Below are 20,958 nucleotides of genomic sequence, written 5' to 3'. Positions count from 1 at the left end.
ATGCGCCTGACTCAACAACAAATTGCATCCATCAAGCAAACAGCACACGCCGTGCTGGGTGACGACGCAAGGGTCATTCTGTTTGGCTCGCGCGTGGATGATGCAAAAAAAGGCGGGGACATCGATCTGCTGTTTGAAACCGACCAACGGGTCAAAAACCGTTCCGCTGCTGTCGGGGCCATTTATGTGGCACTGATTCGCCAGTTGGGCGACCGCAAGATCGACATCCTGCTCAAAGACAGCGCCCCTCCCAGCCCCTGTGCTGGACATTGCACGACAAACCGGTATCCAGCTATGAGCCTCAAGTACCAGCCCGAACACACACAACCGGTCGGCACCGCAAGTTATCCACCGTCGCGCGCTCTGCCTGCGTATGAGGCGCCGCAGGCGCGCGCCCGTGGATAACTTGCTGCCGCAGTGCCCTTGATGGCGTCCATCAAACGGGGACAGCTTCACCAGACTTTTCTGGACAGCCTGCTGGCCGCACAACAAGCATGCGACATGTTTTTGAAGTCATTGAAAACGTTCAAGCCGAAGTCGTACGCCTTGGGCTACAACAGACCATGATGCACTCTGAACCCCGTGCCTAAGCCTCCCATGCACACCCTCACCGCCATACCCATCCGCAACTTCCGCTCCTGCGAGTCGGTCACGCTGGACCTGGCGCCCTACACCCCTTTTGTCGGCTACAACAACGCCGGCAAAAGCAACATCCTGTCGGCGATCCGCTGGCTGGTGGCCCCCTTTGCGCTCACGCCTGCTGACTATCTGCAGGCCGACCACCCCATCCAGGTCGATGGCACCATCAACGGCATCACCCCGGCGCTGCTCGACCGGCTGGACGCACGCCACCGCAGCAAGGTGCAGCCCTTCGTCACGGATGAATCCATCCAGATCCGGCGCGAACAAACCCAACCGGGTACCTCGAAAAACAGCACGCTCCACGTCTTCGACCCTAGCCAGCCCGCAGACCCCTGGCGCGTCAACCCTGCGGGCATCCCGGAAGCCCTCAAGGCGCTCTTCCCCGAGCCCATCGTCATCGGTGCGATGGAAGACGCGGTGGAAGACGCTGCCAAGGCTAAAACCACTACCACCATTGGCAAGCTACTGGCGGAATTCACCGGCGCGATCGAAGACGCCCACGCCCACGAAGTCAGCCAGGTACTGCAGCAACTGCGCGGCCGCTTCAGCGCCAACGGTGCGCAACGGTCTGCCGCGCTGCGACGCTTTGACGACGCAGCCTCCCGCCTGGTGCATGACTTCTTTCCCGGCGTGCGTCTGCACCTGGAAATCCCGGTGCCCGACATGAGCACGATGCTCAAGGGCGGCACCATCAAGGTCAGCGAACGTGAAGGGGCGGTGCGCGACTTCGAAACCCTGGGCCACGGCGCGCAGCGCAGCATCCAGATGGCCCTGGTGCGCTACTTGGCGGAAGTGCGCCGCACTGATGCGACCGATCAAGCCCCACCGGCACAACGCCTGCTGATCATCGACGAGCCCGAGCTCTACCTGCACCCGCAGGCCGTCGAGCAATTGCGCAGTGCCCTGAACGCACTGGCCAGCAACGGCTACCAGGTGCTCTTCAGCACCCACTCGCCGATGATGATCGGGCGCGACGCCATCTGCGACACCCGGCTGGTGCGCAAAAACGAGCACGGCATCACCCACATTGCACCCAGCGTGCAGCACACGCTGCAGCAGTTCAGCGACGACCCCAAAAGCCAGCTGAGCACCCTGCTGGAGTTGAAGAACGCCAGCGAATGGCTGTTTGCCGACCGCGTGCTGCTGGTGGAAGGCAAAACTGAGCGGCGCATTCTGCCGCGCTGGATCGAACACGCCACCGGTCAAAGCCTGGCGGCGCGAAAAATGGCGCTGGTGGAAATGCAAGGCGCTGGTGCCTTGCCCAAGTGCATAGCGGTGCTGAAGGCGCTGGGCATTCCAAGCTTTGCCATTGCTGACCTGGATTTTGCGCTGACCCATGCCGCGCACCTGCCCGAGCCCGAAGCCTTGGCGCCGTTGCTGCTGGAAGCCAAACAGCAACTGGCGGCACTGGCGCAAGCCGATCCGCTTGTGTTGCTGGGCGACAATGGCTTGCCCCGGAAACCACAAACCAACCTCACCCCGCGTGAACAAGGCTACAAGCCATCGGAAACCGTCAAGCGATGGGCGGCTACGCCTGCGGGCAAGGCAACCGCCCGGCAGTTGGTAGAAAGGCTGCGTGATCATGGCGTCTGGCTGTGGCCGGCGGGTGACATTGAAAGTAACTTTGGCTTGGACGACAAAGACGAGGCGGCCTGGCATCAGTTTGTGGCGCAGCTTGCAGAGGTAGATGACTGGCGTGCTTGTGTTACTGATGTTGAAACAGCAGACGCATTTCTAAGATGGCTTCAGAGCACTGCTGCGTAGAATAACCTATATTTTTTTTAAACTCACCCTAAAGCTTTACTTCAAAAAATCTATGGAACCTAAACTCTCCATTATCATCTGCACACACAATCGATCTGCACTGGTTGCCTCGCTGGTCAGTGAATTGGATTTGCAAAATTCAAATAACTCAATAGATACCGAAATTATAGTGGTTGCAAGCGGTTGCAACGATGACACTGTAGCTAAGCTTAAAGCCCTTCAGCCGACAATTCGGACGTCTTTGATCGTTATTGATGAACATGAGCCTGGGCTTAGCCTTGCGCGGAATCGTGGCTTAGAGATTGCACGCGGTCAATTTATAGCTTTCCTTGACGATGATATTCGCGTGTCTACCGGCTGGGCCGATGGCATTATCGGTGCTTTTCATCGACATAATTGCGATGTTGTTGGAGGCCGAATCGAACTCTGGTGGGATAAGATAATCGAGCCAGAGTGGATGCATTTCTATCATAAAAGATTACTTGGCTTCAATGAGCATGGGGAAAGTGAGAAAAGTATTGGGTCAGGGAATGTGTTTGGTGGGAATTTCGCTATTACAAGAAAAATTTTTGAAAAGGTTGGATATTTTTCTACAAACCTTGGCCGCCGCGGCGGTGAGCGCCTCGCAGGTGAAGAGGCTGACTATTTCCTTCGAGCACAGCGACACAATGCCAAGTTTTTTTACACCCCTCACGCTACTGTCGAGCACCTCGTCAATGCTGAACGGGCGACAATCGAATACTTAACACGGTCAGCCTATGGCGTCGGCCAATCCAGAGTCCTACTACCAGATCAGGTTCATAAGATAAATTTTCCATTTCTTTTTGAAAAATTATCTCGCTTGCTTCAGGAAACGCGTGCTGAGTATGAAAAAAAAGGAGGTTCAGCTGTCGATCACTCCTTTCACAAGACACGTAGATTCGATCTGCTTGGTGAATGCATTGGAGTTCTTCGTTATCTTTTTGGTGAAGTAGAGCACGCACCGTTGCTGACGTCTGATGTAGAAAAGCTTGGTCGATTTGAGAGCTTGGTTGACGAAGCGCACAAAAAGGCGATTAGTGTCTGGACGGCGAAGCCTCAAGATTCTGCAGGCAATAAGCAGCCAGCAGTTTTTTCTAAAATTTCAATTGTCATTCCAGTATTTAATGCCTGCAACCACATCGCCCAGGCACTTGAATCTATACTTTCTCAAGGCGTCGATTCCAGCACCTTCGAAATTATCTGTGTGGACGATTGCTCCACAGACAACTCTGCTCAAATTATTGAGCAGTACATGAGAGCGCACAACTGCGTGCGTTTGTATCGACAGCCACGCAATATGAAACAAGGTGCTGCGCGTAATGTTGGCATTCAGATGGCTAACGGTAGCCACATTCTTTTTCTTGATGCCGACGACAAACTCCGAGACGGTGCGCTCACCCTTGCGATAAAAGCTGCTCAGCGTGGCGGTCTATCTGTTTTTCAGCACATCAATTTCGATGCGAGTACTGGGCAAGAGCTAAAAAGGAGCCGTCGGCATATTACCGACAACGATGGCTTCTCATCGGCGCTACGTGGGACAATAGGCTGGTGGCCATTCGGTTTGATTATACCGCGCAGCTTACTTACTGAAAATAGCATTTTGTTTCAGGAGGGTGTTTTCTTCGAAGATATTGAGTTTGTTGTACGTCTTGCCAAAGTTGCGCCTCAAGTAAATGTCTATGATGAAGTACTCTACACTTACGTTGTACACGAAGCATCAACCGTCAACTCACTCGATGAAAAGAAACTTGTCGATTCTGTAGAAGCAGTACGACGTATCTTCCACTATATTCCAAAAACAAAGACGCAAGCTGAACACTGGCGAAGGGCTGCATCGAACTGGCTTATCTATCAGTTTCAGCGTATCGCAGAGCAGGCTAACAATCAAGAAAATAAAAATAAACTTTTTGATATTTTATTTTCTGAAATAAGTGCGCACAATCTTTGGTCAGACCTTGATAGCGATACGCTTCATAAAGTGTTTAGAAGACTCATTGATAGTGGTGCCGAAGGTGTACAAGAACCCGCCATTTTCGATTTAAATTCTGTAGATCAATTACGGATTGCCAATCAGTTGTTTCGCAAGAAACTGTTCGGTGCTTCTAATTTTTTGTATCGAAAATGCTCCCATAGCTCCCCATCCATTTCATTCAATATTGAAATTTCAAACAATAAAGCGCCGAACAGAATTTGGAGAAACCACTCTCAAGATAATACTCAAGACTACTGTTCTGTGGATTACCTATTTATCCCTCACAATCGCTACCATGCATTAACTTGCCTCAATCTTGCTAAGACTCTTGAGGCTGCGGGACTCCGCTGTGCCATTTTGCGGACGACACCACCACATCCTGATGAAGGCTCATACATTTGGCAGGATCGTAAGTATTACGTAGATTTAGAAGCCTTTTGCAACGGAGAAATTTTACCCAAAGGTGTTGTGTGTTTGAATGACTGGGAGCCGCACGTGGCAGCCCGCATTGTCCGCTGGGCTAACCGTCACGGTATTGCAACGTATGGCATCGTCGAGGGCGTTAACGACTTTTACGATGTTGATACAGGTCTTGACAGAAAAGCTTATCAGAGAGTAACCAATCTATTGCTTAATGGTGAATTTGATCGACGTTATTTTTCCAACTCTAAGCAACGCATTGAAGTTGTCGGCATTGAGCGCTTAGATGGATTATTTGAGCGCAGCAGAGCGATAACTGACCAGCCACGCCTCCGACGAATCATTATTAATTGCAATTTCACATATGGTGTACTCAACAAAGAAGCCAGTCAATGGATTAACTCTGTTGCGGAATGTTGCCAATCAATTGGTTGGGACTTTGCAATATCTAAACACCATGCAGACCGCACCGATGTCGGCGATCTGCCGCTCACCACGAGACCGCTTTATGATGAATTGCTTTCGTCAGAAATTTTCATCACGCGCTTTAGTGGTGCTGTGTTTGAAGCCATCATTGCAGGTGCCAAAGTCATTTACTTCAATCCTGGGGTAGAGCAGATCGATAAGTTTAAAGAGCCGCTGGGTGCCTATCTTTATGCGAGTTCAAAAGATGAGCTTGTCGCTGCGCTACGGAGAATTGAGGCCGGCTGGTCTCCTCAATCAAGGCAGTTCTTAGAGTTACACACCGGTTTCTCATATGAAAAAAATAGCTTGCCATCTGAATTATCATCTAATCGTACCCGTGAAATACTTTTGACCGACAGTGCTTTTAATAAGAAAAAGCAGGAAAAAGATATTGCTGGCGGCCACAAATACTTTGATCCTGATTTTAAGAAATGGACTGAAGATCTTATTCAAAAAATAAATCTAAAATAAAATACCAAACAATAAATCTACCAGCAACTAAAAATATAAACCATTGGAATCAAACCTCATGATAAAGCCTGCGCTCGTTATCATATATGGGCGCCACGAAAAACCTCCGCCTCGCCCGCCCTTGGTAAAATTACGACGTCCTGAACCCCGCAGCCTGCAACGATGAAACCGCGTAGCGCCATCAAGACCGACCTGTTCGCCGACGAGCATCACCGCAAGAAGATCGATTCGCTGGGCGACCCGCTGGCCGACATCGAGTTGCACATCGACTTTGCGGCGCTGGCCGCCGAGGTCGATCGGGTCGCACCGCGCACGGTCAGCGCGCAAGGCGGCCGTCCGCCTTACCCGACGGAGACGATGGTTCGGATCCTGGTGCTCAAGCGCCTGTACAACCTGTCGGACGAGCAGATGGAGTACCAGCTGCTCGACCGCATGAGCTACAAACGCTTCTGCGGGCTCGCGAACGCAGCCAATATTCCGGACCGCACCACGGTGTGGACCTTCGAGAACCGGATCGGTGAGCTTGGCGCGAAGGCGCTCTTCGAGGGCGTCTCGGCGCAGCTGCTCAAACGGGGCTTCATCGCGCGTGGCGGGCAGATCATCGACGCCACCTTGGTGCCTGCCCCCAAGCAGCACAACAGCCGAGGGGAGAAGGCGCTGATCGACCAAGGCGCGATGCCTGCCGACTGGAAGCCGGCCAAGCGCCGGCAGAAGGACGCCGACGCCACCTGGACGAAGAAACACGGCAAGAGCCACTTCGGCTACAAGCTCTCGATCAACGTCGACAAGAAATACAAGATCATTCGCCGAATCGAGACCGACACGGCGAGTACGCACGACAGCCAGCACTTCGACAACGTCTTCGATGCAGGCAACACGAGTCGGGACGTCTATGCCGACCGGGGCTACCCGTCCGAGGCGCGTGAAGCCTGGCTCAAAGAGAAGGGCTTCCGGAATCAGATCCAGAGGAAGGGCAAGCGTAACAAGCCGCTGTCGGAGTGCCAGCAGCGGCGTAACCAGCGCATCGCCAAAACGCGCGCCCGGGTCGAGCACGTGTTCGGTGCCCTCGAGCAGATGGGTGGCAAGTTGCTGCGCACCATCGGTCAGGCGCGGGCGAACTTTGCGATGACGATGATGGCGGCCTGCTACAACCTGAAGCGGCTGGTCTACTTCCGGAAGGCCGGAATCGAGGCCTTCTGACGCCCGAAATGGGCCGAATCGCCGCCGCCCGGGGCGACTCGAGGCAAGAACGGGGCAACTCCGCCGAGAAATGCGGTGGGTTGCCAGAGAAATTGGACCGAACGCGGTCGCCGTCATCATTGCGCGGTGGGATTCACTGAAAAGCTCGGGTTATTCGAGGTGCCCAGCAGGTAGTCGCCCGTCTTCGCAACGATCTGTTTGGCAGTGCTTTTCTGGCGGCCCATGGCGTCGATCGTGACCAGCAGGCCCTTGATCAGGGAAAGTGCATTCCGAGTCCGGAGGTCCTGCTCGTCACTACCGCACTTGGCCTGCAGCCGCCTTTGGGGGCCGAGCCGGGTATCTGGGCGTCCATGGTTCAAGCCTTAGTGCGCGCTCTTGATGGGGTGCCAAGTGTGAACCGGAACGTAGCGGGCAAATGAGGAAAGTTATGAAGAAAGTACTGGTCACTGGCATCACCGGTCAGGACGGTTCCTATCTGGCGGAGTTTCTGCTTGAAAAAGGCTACGAAGTCCACGGCATCAAGCGCCGTGCCTCGAGCTTCAACACCCAGCGGGTCGATCACATCTACGAAGACCCGCATGTATCCAATGCGCACTTCAAGCTGCATTACGGCGACCTGACGGATTCCAGCAACCTCACCCGCATCTTGCAGCAGGTGCAGCCCGACGAGGTGTACAACCTGGGCGCGCAAAGCCATGTCGCCGTGAGCTTTGAAGCCCCCGAATACACTGCCGATGTGGACGCTATCGGTACCCTGCGTCTGCTCGAAGCCATCCGCTTCCTGGGCCTGGAAAAGAAAACCCGCTTCTACCAGGCCTCCACCTCCGAGCTCTACGGCCTGGTGCAAGAGATCCCGCAGAAGGAGACCACCCCCTTCTACCCGCGCAGCCCCTACGCGGTGGCCAAGCTCTACGCCTACTGGATCACGGTGAACTACCGCGAGGCCTACGGCATGTACGCCTGCAACGGCATCCTGTTCAACCACGAGAGCCCGCGCCGCGGCGAGACCTTCGTTACACGCAAGATCACTCGCGGACTGGCCAACATCGCCCAGGGCCTGGAAGGGTGCCTCTACATGGGCAACATGGACGCACTTCGCGACTGGGGCCACGCCAAGGACTATGTGCGCATGCAGTGGATGATGCTGCAGCAGGACCAGCCCGAAGACTTCGTGATCGCCACCGGCGTGCAGTACAGCGTGCGCCAGTTCATCGAATGGTCGGCGGCGGAGCTGGGCATCACGCTGCGCTTTGAAGGGCAGGGCGTCGATGAGCACGCCGTGGTGGCGGCGATTGCGGGGGATAAAGCGCCGGCACTGAAGGTGGGCGATGTGATCGTGCGTGTGGACCCGCGCTACTTCCGCCCCGCCGAGGTGGAGACCCTGCTGGGCGACCCGTCCAAGGCCAAGCAGAAGCTGGGCTGGGTGCCGGAGATCACCGTGCAGGAGATGTGCGCCGAGATGGTGGCCGAAGACCTGAAGGTGGCGCAGCGGCATGCCTTGCTGAAGGCGCATGGGCATGATGTGGCGGTGTCGCAGGAGCGGTGAGCTGAAGCGCTCCGGCTTGAATGGCGGTATAGTTTTGCGGTATTCAAAAGGAGCGCTTTTATGGTATCCACAACGAAACGCAAAACATCTCTGACGCTCGACGCCGAAGTGCTTGATTGCGCAAAAGCCCTGGAGATCAACGTGTCTGCTGTGGCCGAGGCAGCGCTCAAGAAGGCGGTGGCCGAAGCCCGACGCATGCAGTGGCTCACCGAGAACGCCAGGGCCTTTGCTGCCCAAGCGGCCTGGCATGAGCGCCAGGGCCACCCGCTGGCCGACATCATCTGTGCGCCTGGAGGTTCGTCGTGGAACGCCTGACGCGTTATGACGTGGCGGAATACAGCGGGGTGAAGATGGTCGTGGTCGAAAGTGAGCTCTTGCCACCTGACCCGGCGATTGTTGTCATTCCTCTTCTTGCTGACTACCCGGCAGTGAAGGATTTGAATCCCGAAGTCATGCTCGATGGCGAGCGCTGGATTCTGGCAACCCGACTGATTGCTGCCGTGCGACGGTCAAGTTTGCGCCGCGCCGGTAGCGTGGCGGACCAGGGTGATCAAATTAATCGTGCCATCGATATTTTGATGGCGGGGGTGTAGTTGAAATGGCGCAAAGAATCTATGTGGCCGGCCACCGGGGGATGGTGGGGTCGGCCATTGTGCGGCGCTTGCAGCGCCTCGGGGGTGTGGAAATCGTCACCGCCACCCATGCCGAGCTGGACCTGACCAACCAGGCGGCGGTGCAGGCCTTTTTTGCCGCACAGCGCATCGACGCGGTGTATCTGGCCGCAGCCAAGGTGGGCGGCATTCATGCCAACAACACCTATCCGGCCGAGTTCATCTTCGAGAACCTGATGATCGAGGCCAACGTCATCAATGCGGCACACACGGCCGGGGTGCAGAAGCTGCTGTTCCTGGGTTCGAGCTGCATCTACCCCAAGCACGCCGCGCAACCGATGACCGAGTCCGCGCTGCTGACCGGCGTGCTGGAGCCCACCAACGAGCCCTATGCCATCGCCAAGATCGCCGGCATCAAGCTGTGCGAGAGCTACAACCGCCAGTACGGGCGCGACTACCGCAGCGTGATGCCCACCAACCTGTACGGCCCGCACGACAACTTCCACCCCGACAACAGCCACGTGATCCCGGCGCTGCTGCGGCGCTTTCACGAGGCGGTGCAGCGCGGTGACGGCGAGGTGGTGATCTGGGGCAGCGGCACGCCGATGCGTGAGTTCCTGCACGTGGACGACATGGCCGCCGCCAGCGTGCATGTGATGAACCTGGACGCCGACACCTACTGCGCCCAAACCCAGCCCATGCTGAGCCACATCAACGTGGGCACCGGCGTGGATTGCACCATCCGCGAGCTGGCCGAGACGGTGGCGCGGGTGACCGGGTTTTGCGGCCGGCTGGTGTTCGACGCCAGCAAGCCGGACGGCACGCCGCGCAAGCTGATGGACGTGTCGCGCCTGGCGGCGCTGGGGTGGAGGGCGAGCATTTCGCTGGAGGACGGGCTCCGGGATGCTTACGGGTGGTTTGTAAAGAATCAGGAGCGGTACCGGGGGTGAGCGCGACGCTGCTTGACGAGGCGACCTTCCGCACTGTGCTCGCTGCGACACCGCTGGTGTCCATCGACCTGGTGGTGCGGCGAGGGGATGGAAAGATTCTGCTGGGGCTGCGCAACAACCGCCCGGCGCAGGGGTTCTGGTTCGTGCCGGGAGGCCGCATTCGCAAGGGTGAAACGCTGGATGTGGCCTTTGCGCGCCTGACGCGAGCTGAGCTGGGGGTGGAGATTGCCCGCAGTGATTGCCGCTTGCTGGGCGTGTACGAGCATCTGTATGAAGACAGCGTGTTCGGTGAGGGTGATGGTGCACCCAGCACGCACTATGTGGTGCTGGGGTACGCGGTGCCTTATGTGCCCGCGGCAGAGCTGCCCTTGGAGCAGCACGCGCGGTACGTCTGGTTCGAGCCGGCAGAGGTGCTGCGCGCGGATGCGGTGCACCCGAACACCAAGGCGTATATGCAGGATTTGTGAGAGAGGTCCAATGTGATCGAGAATGGCCCCAAGGCTTTAAACCGAATTGCGGTGATTACGGGGGCGGCCGGCGGGATCGGTGCTGCGCTCGTGAAAGCCTTCACTGCGTGTGGCTATCGCGTCATTGCTTTGGACAACGCGCCGCAGCCCGCCAGCCTCGTCTGTTGGCAGTATTTGCAGACGGATCTGCAACGCCTGGTGGCGGACCCTGCGTGTGCGGCTGAAGCCCTATCCGCCATTTCCGGACTGGTCGCCGATGGCGGGCTGGGCGTGCTGGTCAATAACGCGGCCATCCAGGTGCTCGGCGGAGTGGAGTCGCTGAGCGTGGCGGACTGGCGCAGCACGCTGGATGTAAACCTGCTGGCCCCTTTCGTGCTCACTCAGGGTCTGCTGCCTCAACTCGAGGCGGCCGACGGGTGCGTGATCAACGTCAGCAGCATCCACGCCCGCCTCACCAAGGCAAACTTCGTGGCCTATGCCACCAGCAAGGCCGCGCTGAGCGGCATGACGCGCGCGATGGCGGTGGACCTGGGCGGGCGTGTGCGGGTGAATGCAATCGAGCCCGCGGCTATCGCCACGGAGATGCTCAAGGCCGGCTTTGCCAGCGAGCCCGAGCGCTATGAGCAATTGGAAGGCTGTCACCCACAAGGGCGCGTCGGCACCCCGGAAGAGGTGGCGGCGCTGGCCGTGTCGATCTCTGATGGCGCGCTGCGCTTCTTGCATGGGACGTGCATCGGGATGGATGGGGGGATCAGCGGGCGGCTGCATGATCCGGGATAAGGATTGATGAATTTGCTGTGGCAACAGGCGTGTCGGGTGAGGGCGTTGGTGCCGCAGGCACGCATGATCAGAGTTTTGGGCGAGGTTTGATGTGATTTTGCAGGCGGTGGTGTTGTGTGGGGGATCGGGGACGCGCTTATGGCCCTTGTCGCGTGAGGCGTTTCCGAAGCAGTTGCTCGCGCTCGACGGGGCGCAGTCCATGCTGCAGGTGACGGCGAAGCGCCTGGATGGCTTGGCGAACGAGGCAGCTGCGATCGAGGCCCCGATCCTGGTGGGGAACGAGGAGTACCGCTTCCTGATCGCCGAGCAGCTGCGTCAGGTGGGCGTCAAGCCAGCGGCTCTGGTGCTCGAGCCCTGCGGCCGCAATACGGCGCCGGCGCTGACGCTGGCTGCCCGGGTGGCGCGGGCCAAGGGTGCGGACCCGGTGCTGGTGGTGATGCCGGCCGACCATGTGATCAAGGACGGGGCGGTGTTCCAGCAGGCGGTGGCGCGTGCGGCCGAGCTGGCCGAGGCGGGCAAGCTGGTCACCTTCGGCATCGTGCCGCAGGGGGCCGAGACTGGGTACGGCTACATCCGTCTGGGCGAACGCCTGGGTGATGCCGCCAGCGTGGTGGAGCGCTTCGTCGAGAAGCCCGACCTGGAGACGGCAAAGGCCTATGTGGAGAGCGGGCAGTACCTGTGGAACAGCGGCATCTTTGTGATCAAGGCCTCGGTGTGGCTCGACAAGATCGCCCACTGCCGGCCGGACATTGCCACCGCGTGCGGGCAGGCGTTCGACGCAGCCACCCATGACGCCGACTTTTTGCGCCCGGGTCGTGAGGCTTTCGAAGCCTGCCCATCGGACTCCATCGACTACGCGGTGATGGAGCGGCTGACCGCAGATGGGGCGAACCACGGTGAGGTGGTCGTGGTGCCGCTGGATGCGAAGTGGTCGGATGTGGGGGCGTGGAGCGCCCTGTGGGAGATCGGCGACAAGGACGCGAGCGGTAACGTGCTTGCTGGCGACGTGATCGCGGTGGACACCGAGAACACCTATGTGCGCGGCGAGCGCCTGATTGCCACCGTGGGGCTGAAGGACACCGTGGTGGTCGAAACCGCCGACGCCATCCTGGTCGCCGACCGCAACCAGATCCAGAAGGTGAAGGACGTGGTTGGCCGCCTGCGGGCGGAGAACCGTACCGTGACCAACCTGCACCGCAAGGTGTATCGCCCCTGGGGTTGGTACGACTCCATCGACTTCGGGCCGCGATTTCAGGTAAAGCGCATCGTGGTGAATCCGGGCGGGGTGTTGTCGCTGCAGATGCACCACCACCGTGCCGAACACTGGATCGTGGTCTCCGGCACCGCGAGGGTGACCAAGGGCGATGAGAGCCTCCTGCTCGCGGAAAACGAGTCAACCTATATTCCCTTGGGTGTGACGCATCGCCTGGAGAACCCGGGCAAGCTTCCGCTGGAGCTGATCGAGGTGCAATCGGGGAGCTACTTGGGGGAAGACGACATTGTGCGGTTTGAGGATAACTACGGCAGGGCGAAGTAGTTGGGGTGGGTCGGCTGGCGCATCTCACGATACGGGCAGAGAACACGGTTAACGACTTGGTAGCCGACATGCAGAAAATCGCAGCGAGAATGCCCCTTGTCTCGGTCGTGATGCCTTCGCTCAACCAGGGGCGGTTCATCGAAGCGTCGGTCGACAGCGTGCTCGGCCAGGGCTATCGGCGACTCGAACTGATCGTTGCCGACGGCGGTTCCACGGATGGCACGCAGGCCACTCTGGTGCGCCTGCAGTCTGGTGATAGCCGACTTCGGTGGTTTTCCGAAGCGGATGATGGGCCTGCCGACGCCTTGAACAAGGCACTGCTGCGCACGCGGGGCACTCTGATAGGTTGGCTGAATTCGGATGACCTGTACGTGCCTGGCACGGTGGCGCGTGCGGTCGCTGCAATGGAGGGGGCACATTCGCCTGTGATGGTTTACGGGCATGGTCAGCATATTGACGAAGGCGGAACGGTTCTGGGCGCGTATCCGACGGAACGACCCGAGGGCGCCATCGAGCGCTTTCGAGATGGTTGCTTTATCTGCCAGCCGACGGTGTTTTTCAAGCGCACGCTCTGGCAACTGCTCGGTCCGCTCGACAGGACGCTTAAGACCGCGTTCGACTTCGACTACTGGGTGCGGGCTTTTCTAATGTTCCCGGGGCGTATTGGATTTGTCGATGCCTTACAGGCGTCGTCACGGCTGCACCATGGCTGCATCACCATGAAGATGCGTCGTACCGTGGCGATGGAGGGCGTGCGGGTAATTGCGAAACATCTGGGAAACGCGCCAGCCCACTGGGTGCTGACTTATGCGGATGAGCTGCTGCGGATGGATTCTGCATCGCGGCCCTTGCAAGACCTTCGAGCGCATCTTGAACAAACAGTCGCAGAGCTGGCGGATTGTTTTGGCGCGGATGAGCTGCAGCAACTCCATATCGCGATGCGTGCGGATCGTCGGTTCTGACGCGTAGCGAATCGATGCATGCCAATCGGGGAGGCATCAGCCCCTATTTCTTGGTTTTTGAACATGCAATTTTCCACTTCAATGCAGCAGTTGGCGTTTGAGTCTGGCGTCGCGTTTGGCACATCCGGGGCACGTGGTTTGGTATCGGCCCTGACCGAGGCGGTGTGCCAGGCATACACCACGGCATTCCTCAACGCAGTGGTGCCGCAGGCGCCGAGGATTGTGCTGGGCTGCGATTTGCGGCCCAGTAGCCCGAGCATTATGCGTGCGTGCGCGAAGGCGATTCACGCCGCGGGGCGCGAGGTGGTGTTTGCCGGTGCGTTGCCCACGCCTGCACTGGCTTTCTATAGTTTGCAGCAGGGTTTGCCGGCGGTGATGGTGACGGGCAGCCATATCCCCTTTGACCGCAACGGCATTAAGTTTTACCGCGCCGATGGCGAGATTTCGAAGGCGGACGAGGCGGCGATGATGGCGGCGACGGTGCCCGCCGAGACCTGGTCTGCGGCGGGTGATCTGGTGCCGGATGTTGAAGTGCTGGGAGCCTATCTGGCGCGCTACCGGGCGTTTTTCCCGGCGGGCTTTCTGGCTGGGCGCCGGATTGGCGTGTATGAGCACTCCAGCGTGGCGCGCGATGCGCTGGGCGAGCTGCTGCGCAGCTTTGGCGCCACGGTGGTGTCGCTGGGGCGGACCGACGCCTTTGTGCCGGTGGATACCGAGGCAGTAAGCGCCGCGGACCGGGCGCAGGGTCTGGCTTGGGCGGCACAACATAGGCTGGACGCCATCCTGTCGACCGACGGCGACGCCGACCGCCCCTTGATTGCCGACGAGCGCGGCCAGTGGCTGCGCGGCGACATCGTCGGGCTGCTGTGCGCGCGGTATCTGGGTGCGCGGGTGGTGGCGACCCCGGTGAGCTGCAACACTGCCATCGAGCGTTGCGGCGCGTTTGGCCAGGTGCTGCGAACGCGCATCGGCTCACCGTATGTGATTGCGGCGATGGAAGTCGCCCTGGCTGCGGGGGCAACTGGCGTGGTGGGCTTTGAGGCGAATGGTGGCTTTCTGCTGGGGGATGCAATCGAGCGCAATGGCCGCAACCTGGCCGCCCTGCCAACGCGCGACGCCGTGCTGCCGATGCTGGCCTTGCTGGCGATGGCGGCCGAGCGTGGCGTGTCGCTTTCCGCACTAAGCGCAGATCTGCCGGGCCGCTTCACAGCGAGCGACCGCGTTCAGAATTTTCCGGTTGAGCGCAGCCGGGCGCTGTTGTCAAAACTGCAGGGCAGCCGTGAGGCAATCGGGAGTTTGGTAGGCGCCATCTGCGGGGTGGTGGCGTCGGAGGATTTGACCGACGGATTGCGCTTGAGCTTTGAGAATGGCGAGATCGTTCATCTCCGGCCGAGCGGGAATGCGCCCGAGTTGCGCTGCTATGCAGAGGCCGACAGTGAGGCTTGGGCAGGGGAGCTTGTACGTAAGGTGCTGGGGCGGGTCACGGCGACCGGACAAGGAGTCCCTTTTTGAGCTCGCGCGCTGCCGTGCAAACTGGTGTGCGGGGAGGTCAGGGTTATTGCGCGCCGGTAGTGCTTCCGATCAACTTGCCGACCCGAATCTACGGCGGAATGCTGGTGGTGTGGCTGCTCCGGCCAGCGCTGCGGCGCCGTTTTCCGCTGCATCTGGGGCGCGAGAAAGACTTTTTAGATTTTCTCGCCTGGTGCGTTGCGGTCGGACGACGGCAGTACCGCTTGTTGCGCGAAATCGAGGCTTGGAATCAGGAGCTTGGTCGGCCCATGCCGATGCCTGCCGTTCCGGGCTGTCGCTGGCAGGGCAGCTTCAGCGTTGCCATGCATCTGGTGGGCTTGCATCGTGCGAAGTATTGGCGCGGCCAGCTCCTGTGCAATCGCAAGATGCGGCACCGTGCAGCACGCTGGTTTTTTCGGGATGGGCGCGCACTTCTTGGGTTGCCTCAATACCCTGATTGGCAACGGAGTGCATTGGCGGCGAGCTTTGATGGCCCGGAGTCTTTTGTGCAGGCCTTGCTGCTTCCTAAGGATCGGCAGCAAGCGGAGGGCGAGCAGCGGGTTCGCGACGGGGTGGGCGACTTGGTGGAGGGCTGGGGCTCTGCGATCAAGGAGCTGAAGACGGCGGATGAGATGACGCCACCCGCCGTTGGCCTTGCTCGTCGCGCCTTGGCGCGTATGTTGCCGGTGGAAGCGAACGAAGTTGTGTCTGCCTTGGCTGCGGCGAGACGCTATCTATTGCCCCCGCGTCGGGCAACGCTGGGTGAAATTGGTGCGCTTATGGAGGCGGTGTCGGTTCCTCATGGCAAATCGACCGGCGATGCGTGGCGGTCTCGTCCGTGGGGCGTCAACTTGATTGGCTACGCCCGCGGTGAGTTGGGAATCGGCGAAGACGTTCGCATGCTGGCGCGTTCGTTGGAGGCGGCCGGGGTGCCGTTCGGCATCGTCAATGTCGAGCTGGGGGCGAACGTGAGTCAGGCGGACCGCTCCGTCGAGCACTGGATATCGACAGAGCCGTTCTACGGCATCAACATCTTCTGCATGACGGGCATCGAGATGGCGCGCCTGACCTTGGAGCGGGGCGCTGGATGGCTGGAAGGCCACTACAACATCGGGCTGTGGCCTTGGGAGCTGCCCGCCTGGCCCAAGCCATGGGAGCATGCCTGGAGCCTGGTGGATGAACTGTGGGGGATCAGCCATTACACGGCTGCGGCGTATGGCAAGGCGCCGGTGCCAGTTGTGCCGATGCCGTTGCCGGTGATGCTCGGCCCCATCGCAAGCAAAAGCCGTGCGGACTGGGGCTTGCCGCAGGACGCCTATCTGTTCGTGTTTTCGTTCGACATGAACTCCACTTTGGCGCGCAAGAACCCGACGGCGGTGATCGCGGCGTTTCTCGAGGCCTTTGGTGCCGAGCCCGACGCGAAGGTGGGGCTGGTGATCAAGGTGAGCCACCTGAACGAGAAGGCACCGGCGTGGAAGGCGTTCAAGGCGATGATTCGGCGCGATGCCCGAGTGCATTTGATCGTGGGGGAACTGCGTCGTGATGAGGTATTGGCGCTCTATCGCGCCTGCGACTGTTATGTGTCGCTCCATCGCGCGGAAGGTTTCGGCCGAGGACTGGCCGAGGCGCAGTTGCTGGGCATCGACCTGATCGCGACGGGGTATTCGGGGAACATGGATTTTTGTGCAGACAATGCGACTCGCCTAGTCGACTATCGATTGGTTGCGGTCGAGGAAGGGGAGTACTTCTTCGGGACGGGGCAGCAGTGGGCCGATCCGGATGTGTTGCACGCGGCACGGCATATGCGGGCTTGCGTCGAGGGCGCGCCACGGACTGAGGCGCTGGACTATCCGGTGGAGCGGTTCTCGCTTGGGTTTTGTGGGCAGGCTTATAGCAAGCGGCTCGAGTCGCTTCGACGTGTTGATGGAGCGGCGGCCAACTGATGCTGGGGTTGAACAAGATTCTTGGGGGTGCGGCAGACGTCTTGTTGGGCCGGTGGCGACGAGAAAAAGGTGTTCTCGATAGTGGAGAGCAGGGCTTTGCCGGGTATGAGCTGAAGGTCCAGCCTGGGACGGGCAGCCGGCTGATCGTGGCGTTTTCGGGTGTTGGCGATGTCGCCAGGAATGAGGTCAGGTTCGAGTGGGGGAATTCGCTGGTCAACGCGTGTCCAGATGCCCATGTGATCTACGTGAAGGACAACCTGCGCCATTGGTACACGGACAAGCCTGGGCAGGCGCAGGTGGTCGCCTATCTGGAGGCGTACGTCGCGGAGCACGGGATCAATCGCTCCTTGGCCTTTGGTTTGAGCATGGGCGGCTATGGTGCCTTGGTGTTTGCGTCCTTGATGCGCTTCGATCATGTGGTTGCACTGGCTCCGCGCTCGTGCGTAGGCCGACATGCAGACTTCGACACGCGCAACAAGACGCTGATGAGCGAGATCGAAGACGGCGATTTATCGCGCATTGGTCCGGCGCTGATTCGCCCGGAGACGCGTTATACCTTCGTTGCGTCGCGTGACCAGATCAATGACCTCAAGCATATGAGCTTGCTGAGGAAGGCGTGTCCGGACGGTGATTTCTATTTCAGCAGGGGAGATCACAACATCGGGCACGAGATGGTCCTGCGCGGGGAGATGAGTTCATTCCTGCAATGGGTTGCGTCTGGTTGTGAAAACGCGCCTCCCGCGGGCGTGATGCGCGCTTATGAACCGCTCTTCGAGGTTCCGCAGCATTTTCTCGAGGAGGGGTTGCACGGTGTTGGGCAGAGGGCCTGGAAAGCGCGCTTTTCAGAGTTTCCGGTTGAGGAGCTGCCGATCTTTTTGCTTGAGCATAAGGTTCAGCAGTTGCTGAGTGAGAACTCCGCACTGTGCCACTATCCGTGCCCGCTCTTTACGTCGATTGGGCCTAATTGGATCAGGCACTACCTGGGGGCAGGGTGGTACGCACCGGACCAGAGTGGGGTGTGGTCGCAGGGGTTGCTGCACCAACTGCGTGGCGGATTGGTTGAGTTTGGCACCCCGGAATGTAGGTACGCGATACGTTTCGACGTGGAGTTGTACCCCGATGATCGAGACGATGAGCCGCTTTATCTTGAGTTTTTCCAGGGGCTGCAGCCGTCCAAGCGCGTTGCGCTGGATCGAAAACAGAAGGCTGCTCGGTTTTCGGTGCCCTTGTGCGTGGATGCAAAAGGGCACTTCGACCTGCTCATCAGCACGCCGTTCGCCTCGATGCCTGCAGCCAGGGGAAAGTCGGAAGACAGCCGGGAAATCGCGCTCTATCTGAAGAGCTTTATCGTGGTCTCGACAGACCAGGCCCCCAAGGTTTGATAACAAGAAATGGTCTTGCGCTGGCTTGGTTACGGCTTTGAGAAGACGCCGCTTGTATGGCGGACCAGTCGCCTGCAGCGCGAGCGGGTCACCTCTGCCGGTACTACGCCGGCTGTCGATGAAGTGGGTTTGGTCGATGACGCTGAGCTGACTCACTGGGTGCCGGCAGGGCGCTTGATGCTGCCCGGGTGGCACATGCTCGAGCTCGCAGTTACCCATGAGCGGGCGAGTTTGATGGTGTGCATGAGCCTGGATACTGGGTCGGGGTTTGTAGATGGACTGCGTATCCAGTTGCCGGTGAGGCAGGGCCGCGTGGCCAAGCGCCTCTTCTTCGTGCCCAAGCGCTTGCGTGCAATACGCTTCGACAAGATTGAAGGCGGCGCTGGTCTGACCGTGACGCACCTGAGGATCGCCTGGCTGACCCCTTGGTTTGCCCAAGACCGCTTGGTCCGGCGGCTGGTCAGCGTGCACCATCTCTGGCGTGATCGCGCCCACGGTGAGGTGCGTGCTGCCTTGAAACGGGAAGCGCGCGAGCAGGGGGTTAAGTGGCGGAGTCTGGCGCTGGCGCATTACGAGGCGACTTTCGAGCGACGCAGCGGTCAGCGTAACTACACGAAGTGGCTCGAGACGCGTAGAGAGTTGTCGCCTGATCACGTTGCAAAGGTGATCGGCATGCTGCCGCGCCATCCGAAGATTTCGTTGCTGCTATCCGTTGAGTCGGTCGGGGTCGAATGGCTGCGGGGGTGTCTGGACTCGGTGCTGGGGCAGCTATACGGGGATTGGGAGTTGTTTGGTCTTGCTGATGCAGCAAGGGCGCCGGATGCCTGGGGCCTCCTGCAGGCTTACGCAGCACGTGACGCACGCATCCGGCTTGTTGCGGGAGCCGCGTTATGTGAGGCGTTTGACCGGGTGAGCGGTGAGTTCGTCACTTTGATTGGTGCGGATGATGCGCTCTCGCCTCATGCACTGTTCCACGTGATCGAAGCGCTTCACCGCCATCCGGATGCCGGGTTGCTGTACGGGGATGAAGACCGGATCGATGGGCGAGGGGTGCGACGAGACCCGCACTTCAAGCCACAGTGGAATCCGGACCTGCTTCTGGCGCAGAACTACATCGGCCGGTTGGCGGTTTTCAGAACCGAGTTGCTGCGCGTACTGGGTGGTTTTGATGTCGAGGCTGGGCAGGTCTGGACGGAGCACGAACTGGCGCTGCGGGTAACTTCCAGATTGTCGGCGGCCCAGATTGTGCATATCCCTTTTGTGATGTATCACCGACGGATCGAAGCGGAGCAGGCTGCAGCGAAGCAGGGTGAAGACCGGCAGACGAGTCCGGGCCAACTGACGGTTGTCGGTGCGCACGTTCGCGCCCAAGTGCCGGAAGCCGAGGTGATGACCGGAACTCTGCCGCATACCTGCCGTGTGCGATGGCCCCTGCCAAGGCGCCTCCCGCTGGTGAGCCTGCTGATTCCCACACGTGATCGGGTGGAAATCCTGAAGCCTTGCGTGGATGTGATCCTCGAGCGTTCGGGGTATCCGAAGCTCGAGGTGCTGATTCTGGACAATCAGAGTGTGTGTGCCGAAACGCTTGCGTACATGCGCGAAGTGTCGGCCCGTGATGAGCGGGTGCGTGTGCTGCGCTGGGATAGGCCGTTCAACTACGCGGCGATCAATAACTTTGGCGCTTTGTACGCGAAGGGCGAGATCCTGGGCCTGGTGAACAACGACATCGAGCCCATCAATGCCGACTGGCTGGACGAGATGGTGCGCCACGCTTGTCGGCCGGAGATCGGCTGCGTAGGCGCCAAGCTGTATTACCCGAACGACACGATCCAGCATGCAGGGGTGATCCTGGGGATCGGCGGGGTGGCAGGGCATGCACATAAGCATTTCAACCGAAAGTCGCCGGGCTATTGCGGACGCTTGCAAGTGACGCACAACGTGTCTGCGGTGACCGGTGCCTGCATGCTGCTTCGTAGATCAGTGTTCGAGGAGGTTGGCGGGCTCAATGAGAAAAGTTTGGCTGTGACCTACAACGACGTGGATCTCTGCCTCAAAGTGCGTCAAGCGGGTTATCGCAACGTGTGGACGCCTTACGCGGAGCTTTATCACCACGAGTCGATGTCGCGAGGCACGGCGGACACTTCGGCCAAGCGTGGTCGCGCTAAAGCGGAGGCAGCGTACATGCGGCGCACCTGGGGGCGGCTACTCGACCACGACCCGGCCTACAACCCGAATCTGACGTTGGTGCATGAGGACTTCTCGTTGCGGTGAGGGCAGGCCTGCCTTTGCAAGGTTGGCTTGATGGACGGTTGGCTT

Annotated in this window: 17 protein-coding genes; 16 read left to right on the top strand and 1 reads right to left on the bottom strand. The window is 59.3% G+C overall.

Annotated elements, in window-relative coordinates; all coding sequences use genetic code 11:
• The 4 genes from ACUH78_RS13330 (at position 1) to ACUH78_RS13315 (ending at position 6,955) form a co-directional block, all read left to right on the top strand.
• The gene (locus tag ACUH78_RS13330; RefSeq protein ID WP_445333680.1) at positions 1–405 is read left to right on the top strand and encodes a nucleotidyltransferase domain-containing protein; all 405 of its coding nucleotides are present in this window, start codon (positions 1–3) and stop codon (positions 403–405) included.
• Positions 406–597: 192 nt separating this feature from the next.
• Positions 598–2,406: an ATP-dependent nuclease gene (locus tag ACUH78_RS13325; protein WP_445333681.1), complete on the top strand. Its 1,809-nt coding sequence runs from the start codon at positions 598–600 to the stop codon at positions 2,404–2,406.
• Positions 2,407–2,458: 52 nt separating this feature from the next.
• Positions 2,459–5,755 carry a glycosyltransferase gene (locus ACUH78_RS13320; RefSeq protein WP_445333682.1) on the top strand — a complete coding sequence of 1,099 codons (3,297 nt, stop codon included), beginning with the start codon at positions 2,459–2,461 and terminating at the stop codon, positions 5,753–5,755.
• A 162-nt stretch (positions 5,756–5,917) separates the two neighbouring features.
• The gene (locus ACUH78_RS13315; protein WP_445333683.1) at positions 5,918–6,955 is read left to right on the top strand and encodes an IS5 family transposase; all 1,038 of its coding nucleotides are present in this window, start codon (positions 5,918–5,920) and stop codon (positions 6,953–6,955) included.
• 116 nt (positions 6,956–7,071) lie between these two features.
• Here ACUH78_RS13315 and ACUH78_RS13310 read toward each other — a convergent pair whose 3' ends face one another.
• Positions 7,072–7,314 carry a hypothetical protein gene (locus ACUH78_RS13310; protein ID WP_445333710.1) on the bottom strand — a complete coding sequence of 81 codons (243 nt, stop codon included), beginning with the start codon at positions 7,312–7,314 and terminating at the stop codon, positions 7,072–7,074.
• Between the two features lie 68 nt (positions 7,315–7,382).
• Here ACUH78_RS13310 and gmd point away from each other — a divergent pair, with 68 nt between their 5' ends.
• The 12 genes from gmd (at position 7,383) to ACUH78_RS13250 (ending at position 20,913) form a co-directional block, all read left to right on the top strand.
• Positions 7,383–8,501, top strand: coding sequence for a GDP-mannose 4,6-dehydratase (gmd, locus tag ACUH78_RS13305; protein ID WP_445333684.1), 1,119 nt, complete (start codon positions 7,383–7,385; stop codon positions 8,499–8,501).
• Positions 8,502–8,561: 60 nt separating this feature from the next.
• Positions 8,562–8,816 carry a type II toxin-antitoxin system CcdA family antitoxin gene (locus tag ACUH78_RS13300; protein ID WP_445333685.1) on the top strand — a complete coding sequence of 85 codons (255 nt, stop codon included), beginning with the start codon at positions 8,562–8,564 and terminating at the stop codon, positions 8,814–8,816.
• The gene (locus tag ACUH78_RS13295; protein ID WP_445333686.1) at positions 8,804–9,094 is read left to right on the top strand and encodes a CcdB family protein; all 291 of its coding nucleotides are present in this window, start codon (positions 8,804–8,806) and stop codon (positions 9,092–9,094) included. The genes ACUH78_RS13300 and ACUH78_RS13295 overlap by 13 nt, the downstream gene beginning before the upstream one ends.
• Positions 9,095–9,099: 5 nt before the next feature.
• Positions 9,100–10,062 (top strand): GDP-L-fucose synthase, encoded by a 963-nt coding sequence (gene fcl / locus ACUH78_RS13290; protein WP_445333687.1) that lies wholly within the window; start codon positions 9,100–9,102, stop codon positions 10,060–10,062.
• Entirely contained in the window at positions 10,059–10,529 is a 471-nt protein-coding gene (locus ACUH78_RS13285; protein WP_445333688.1) for a GDP-mannose mannosyl hydrolase, read from the top strand. The genes fcl and ACUH78_RS13285 overlap by 4 nt, the downstream gene beginning before the upstream one ends.
• A gap of 12 nt (positions 10,530–10,541) precedes the next feature.
• Complete coding sequence (locus ACUH78_RS13280; protein ID WP_445333689.1) at positions 10,542–11,309, top strand: SDR family NAD(P)-dependent oxidoreductase; 768 nt, start codon at positions 10,542–10,544, stop codon at positions 11,307–11,309.
• Positions 11,310–11,400: 91 nt separating this feature from the next.
• A complete protein-coding gene (locus ACUH78_RS13275) occupies positions 11,401–12,846 on the top strand; it encodes a mannose-1-phosphate guanylyltransferase/mannose-6-phosphate isomerase (RefSeq protein WP_445333690.1) in 1,446 nt (481 codons plus the stop codon).
• Positions 12,847–12,914: 68 nt separating this feature from the next.
• Positions 12,915–13,808: a glycosyltransferase family 2 protein gene (locus tag ACUH78_RS13270; RefSeq protein ID WP_445333691.1), complete on the top strand. Its 894-nt coding sequence runs from the start codon at positions 12,915–12,917 to the stop codon at positions 13,806–13,808.
• A 63-nt stretch (positions 13,809–13,871) separates the two neighbouring features.
• On the top strand, positions 13,872–15,320 hold the full coding sequence (locus ACUH78_RS13265; RefSeq protein ID WP_445333692.1) for a phosphomannomutase: 1,449 nt from the start codon (positions 13,872–13,874) through the stop codon (positions 15,318–15,320).
• Positions 15,317–17,260 (top strand): glycosyltransferase, encoded by a 1,944-nt coding sequence (locus tag ACUH78_RS13260; RefSeq protein ID WP_445333693.1) that lies wholly within the window; start codon positions 15,317–15,319, stop codon positions 17,258–17,260. Before ACUH78_RS13265 ends, ACUH78_RS13260 begins: the two co-directional genes overlap by 4 nt.
• Before the next feature lie 8 nt (positions 17,261–17,268).
• Positions 17,269–18,642 (top strand): alpha/beta fold hydrolase, encoded by a 1,374-nt coding sequence (locus ACUH78_RS13255; RefSeq protein WP_445333694.1) that lies wholly within the window; start codon positions 17,269–17,271, stop codon positions 18,640–18,642.
• Between the two features lie 9 nt (positions 18,643–18,651).
• Complete coding sequence (locus ACUH78_RS13250) at positions 18,652–20,913, top strand: glycosyltransferase family 2 protein (RefSeq protein WP_445333695.1); 2,262 nt, start codon at positions 18,652–18,654, stop codon at positions 20,911–20,913.
• The last annotated feature ends 45 nt before the right edge of the window (positions 20,914–20,958 follow it).

The organism is Thauera sp. ZXT1-4 (assembly GCF_052598215.2).
Note: the sequence above shows the minus strand (reverse complement) of the source record. Positions and strands in the feature narration are given on the sequence as shown.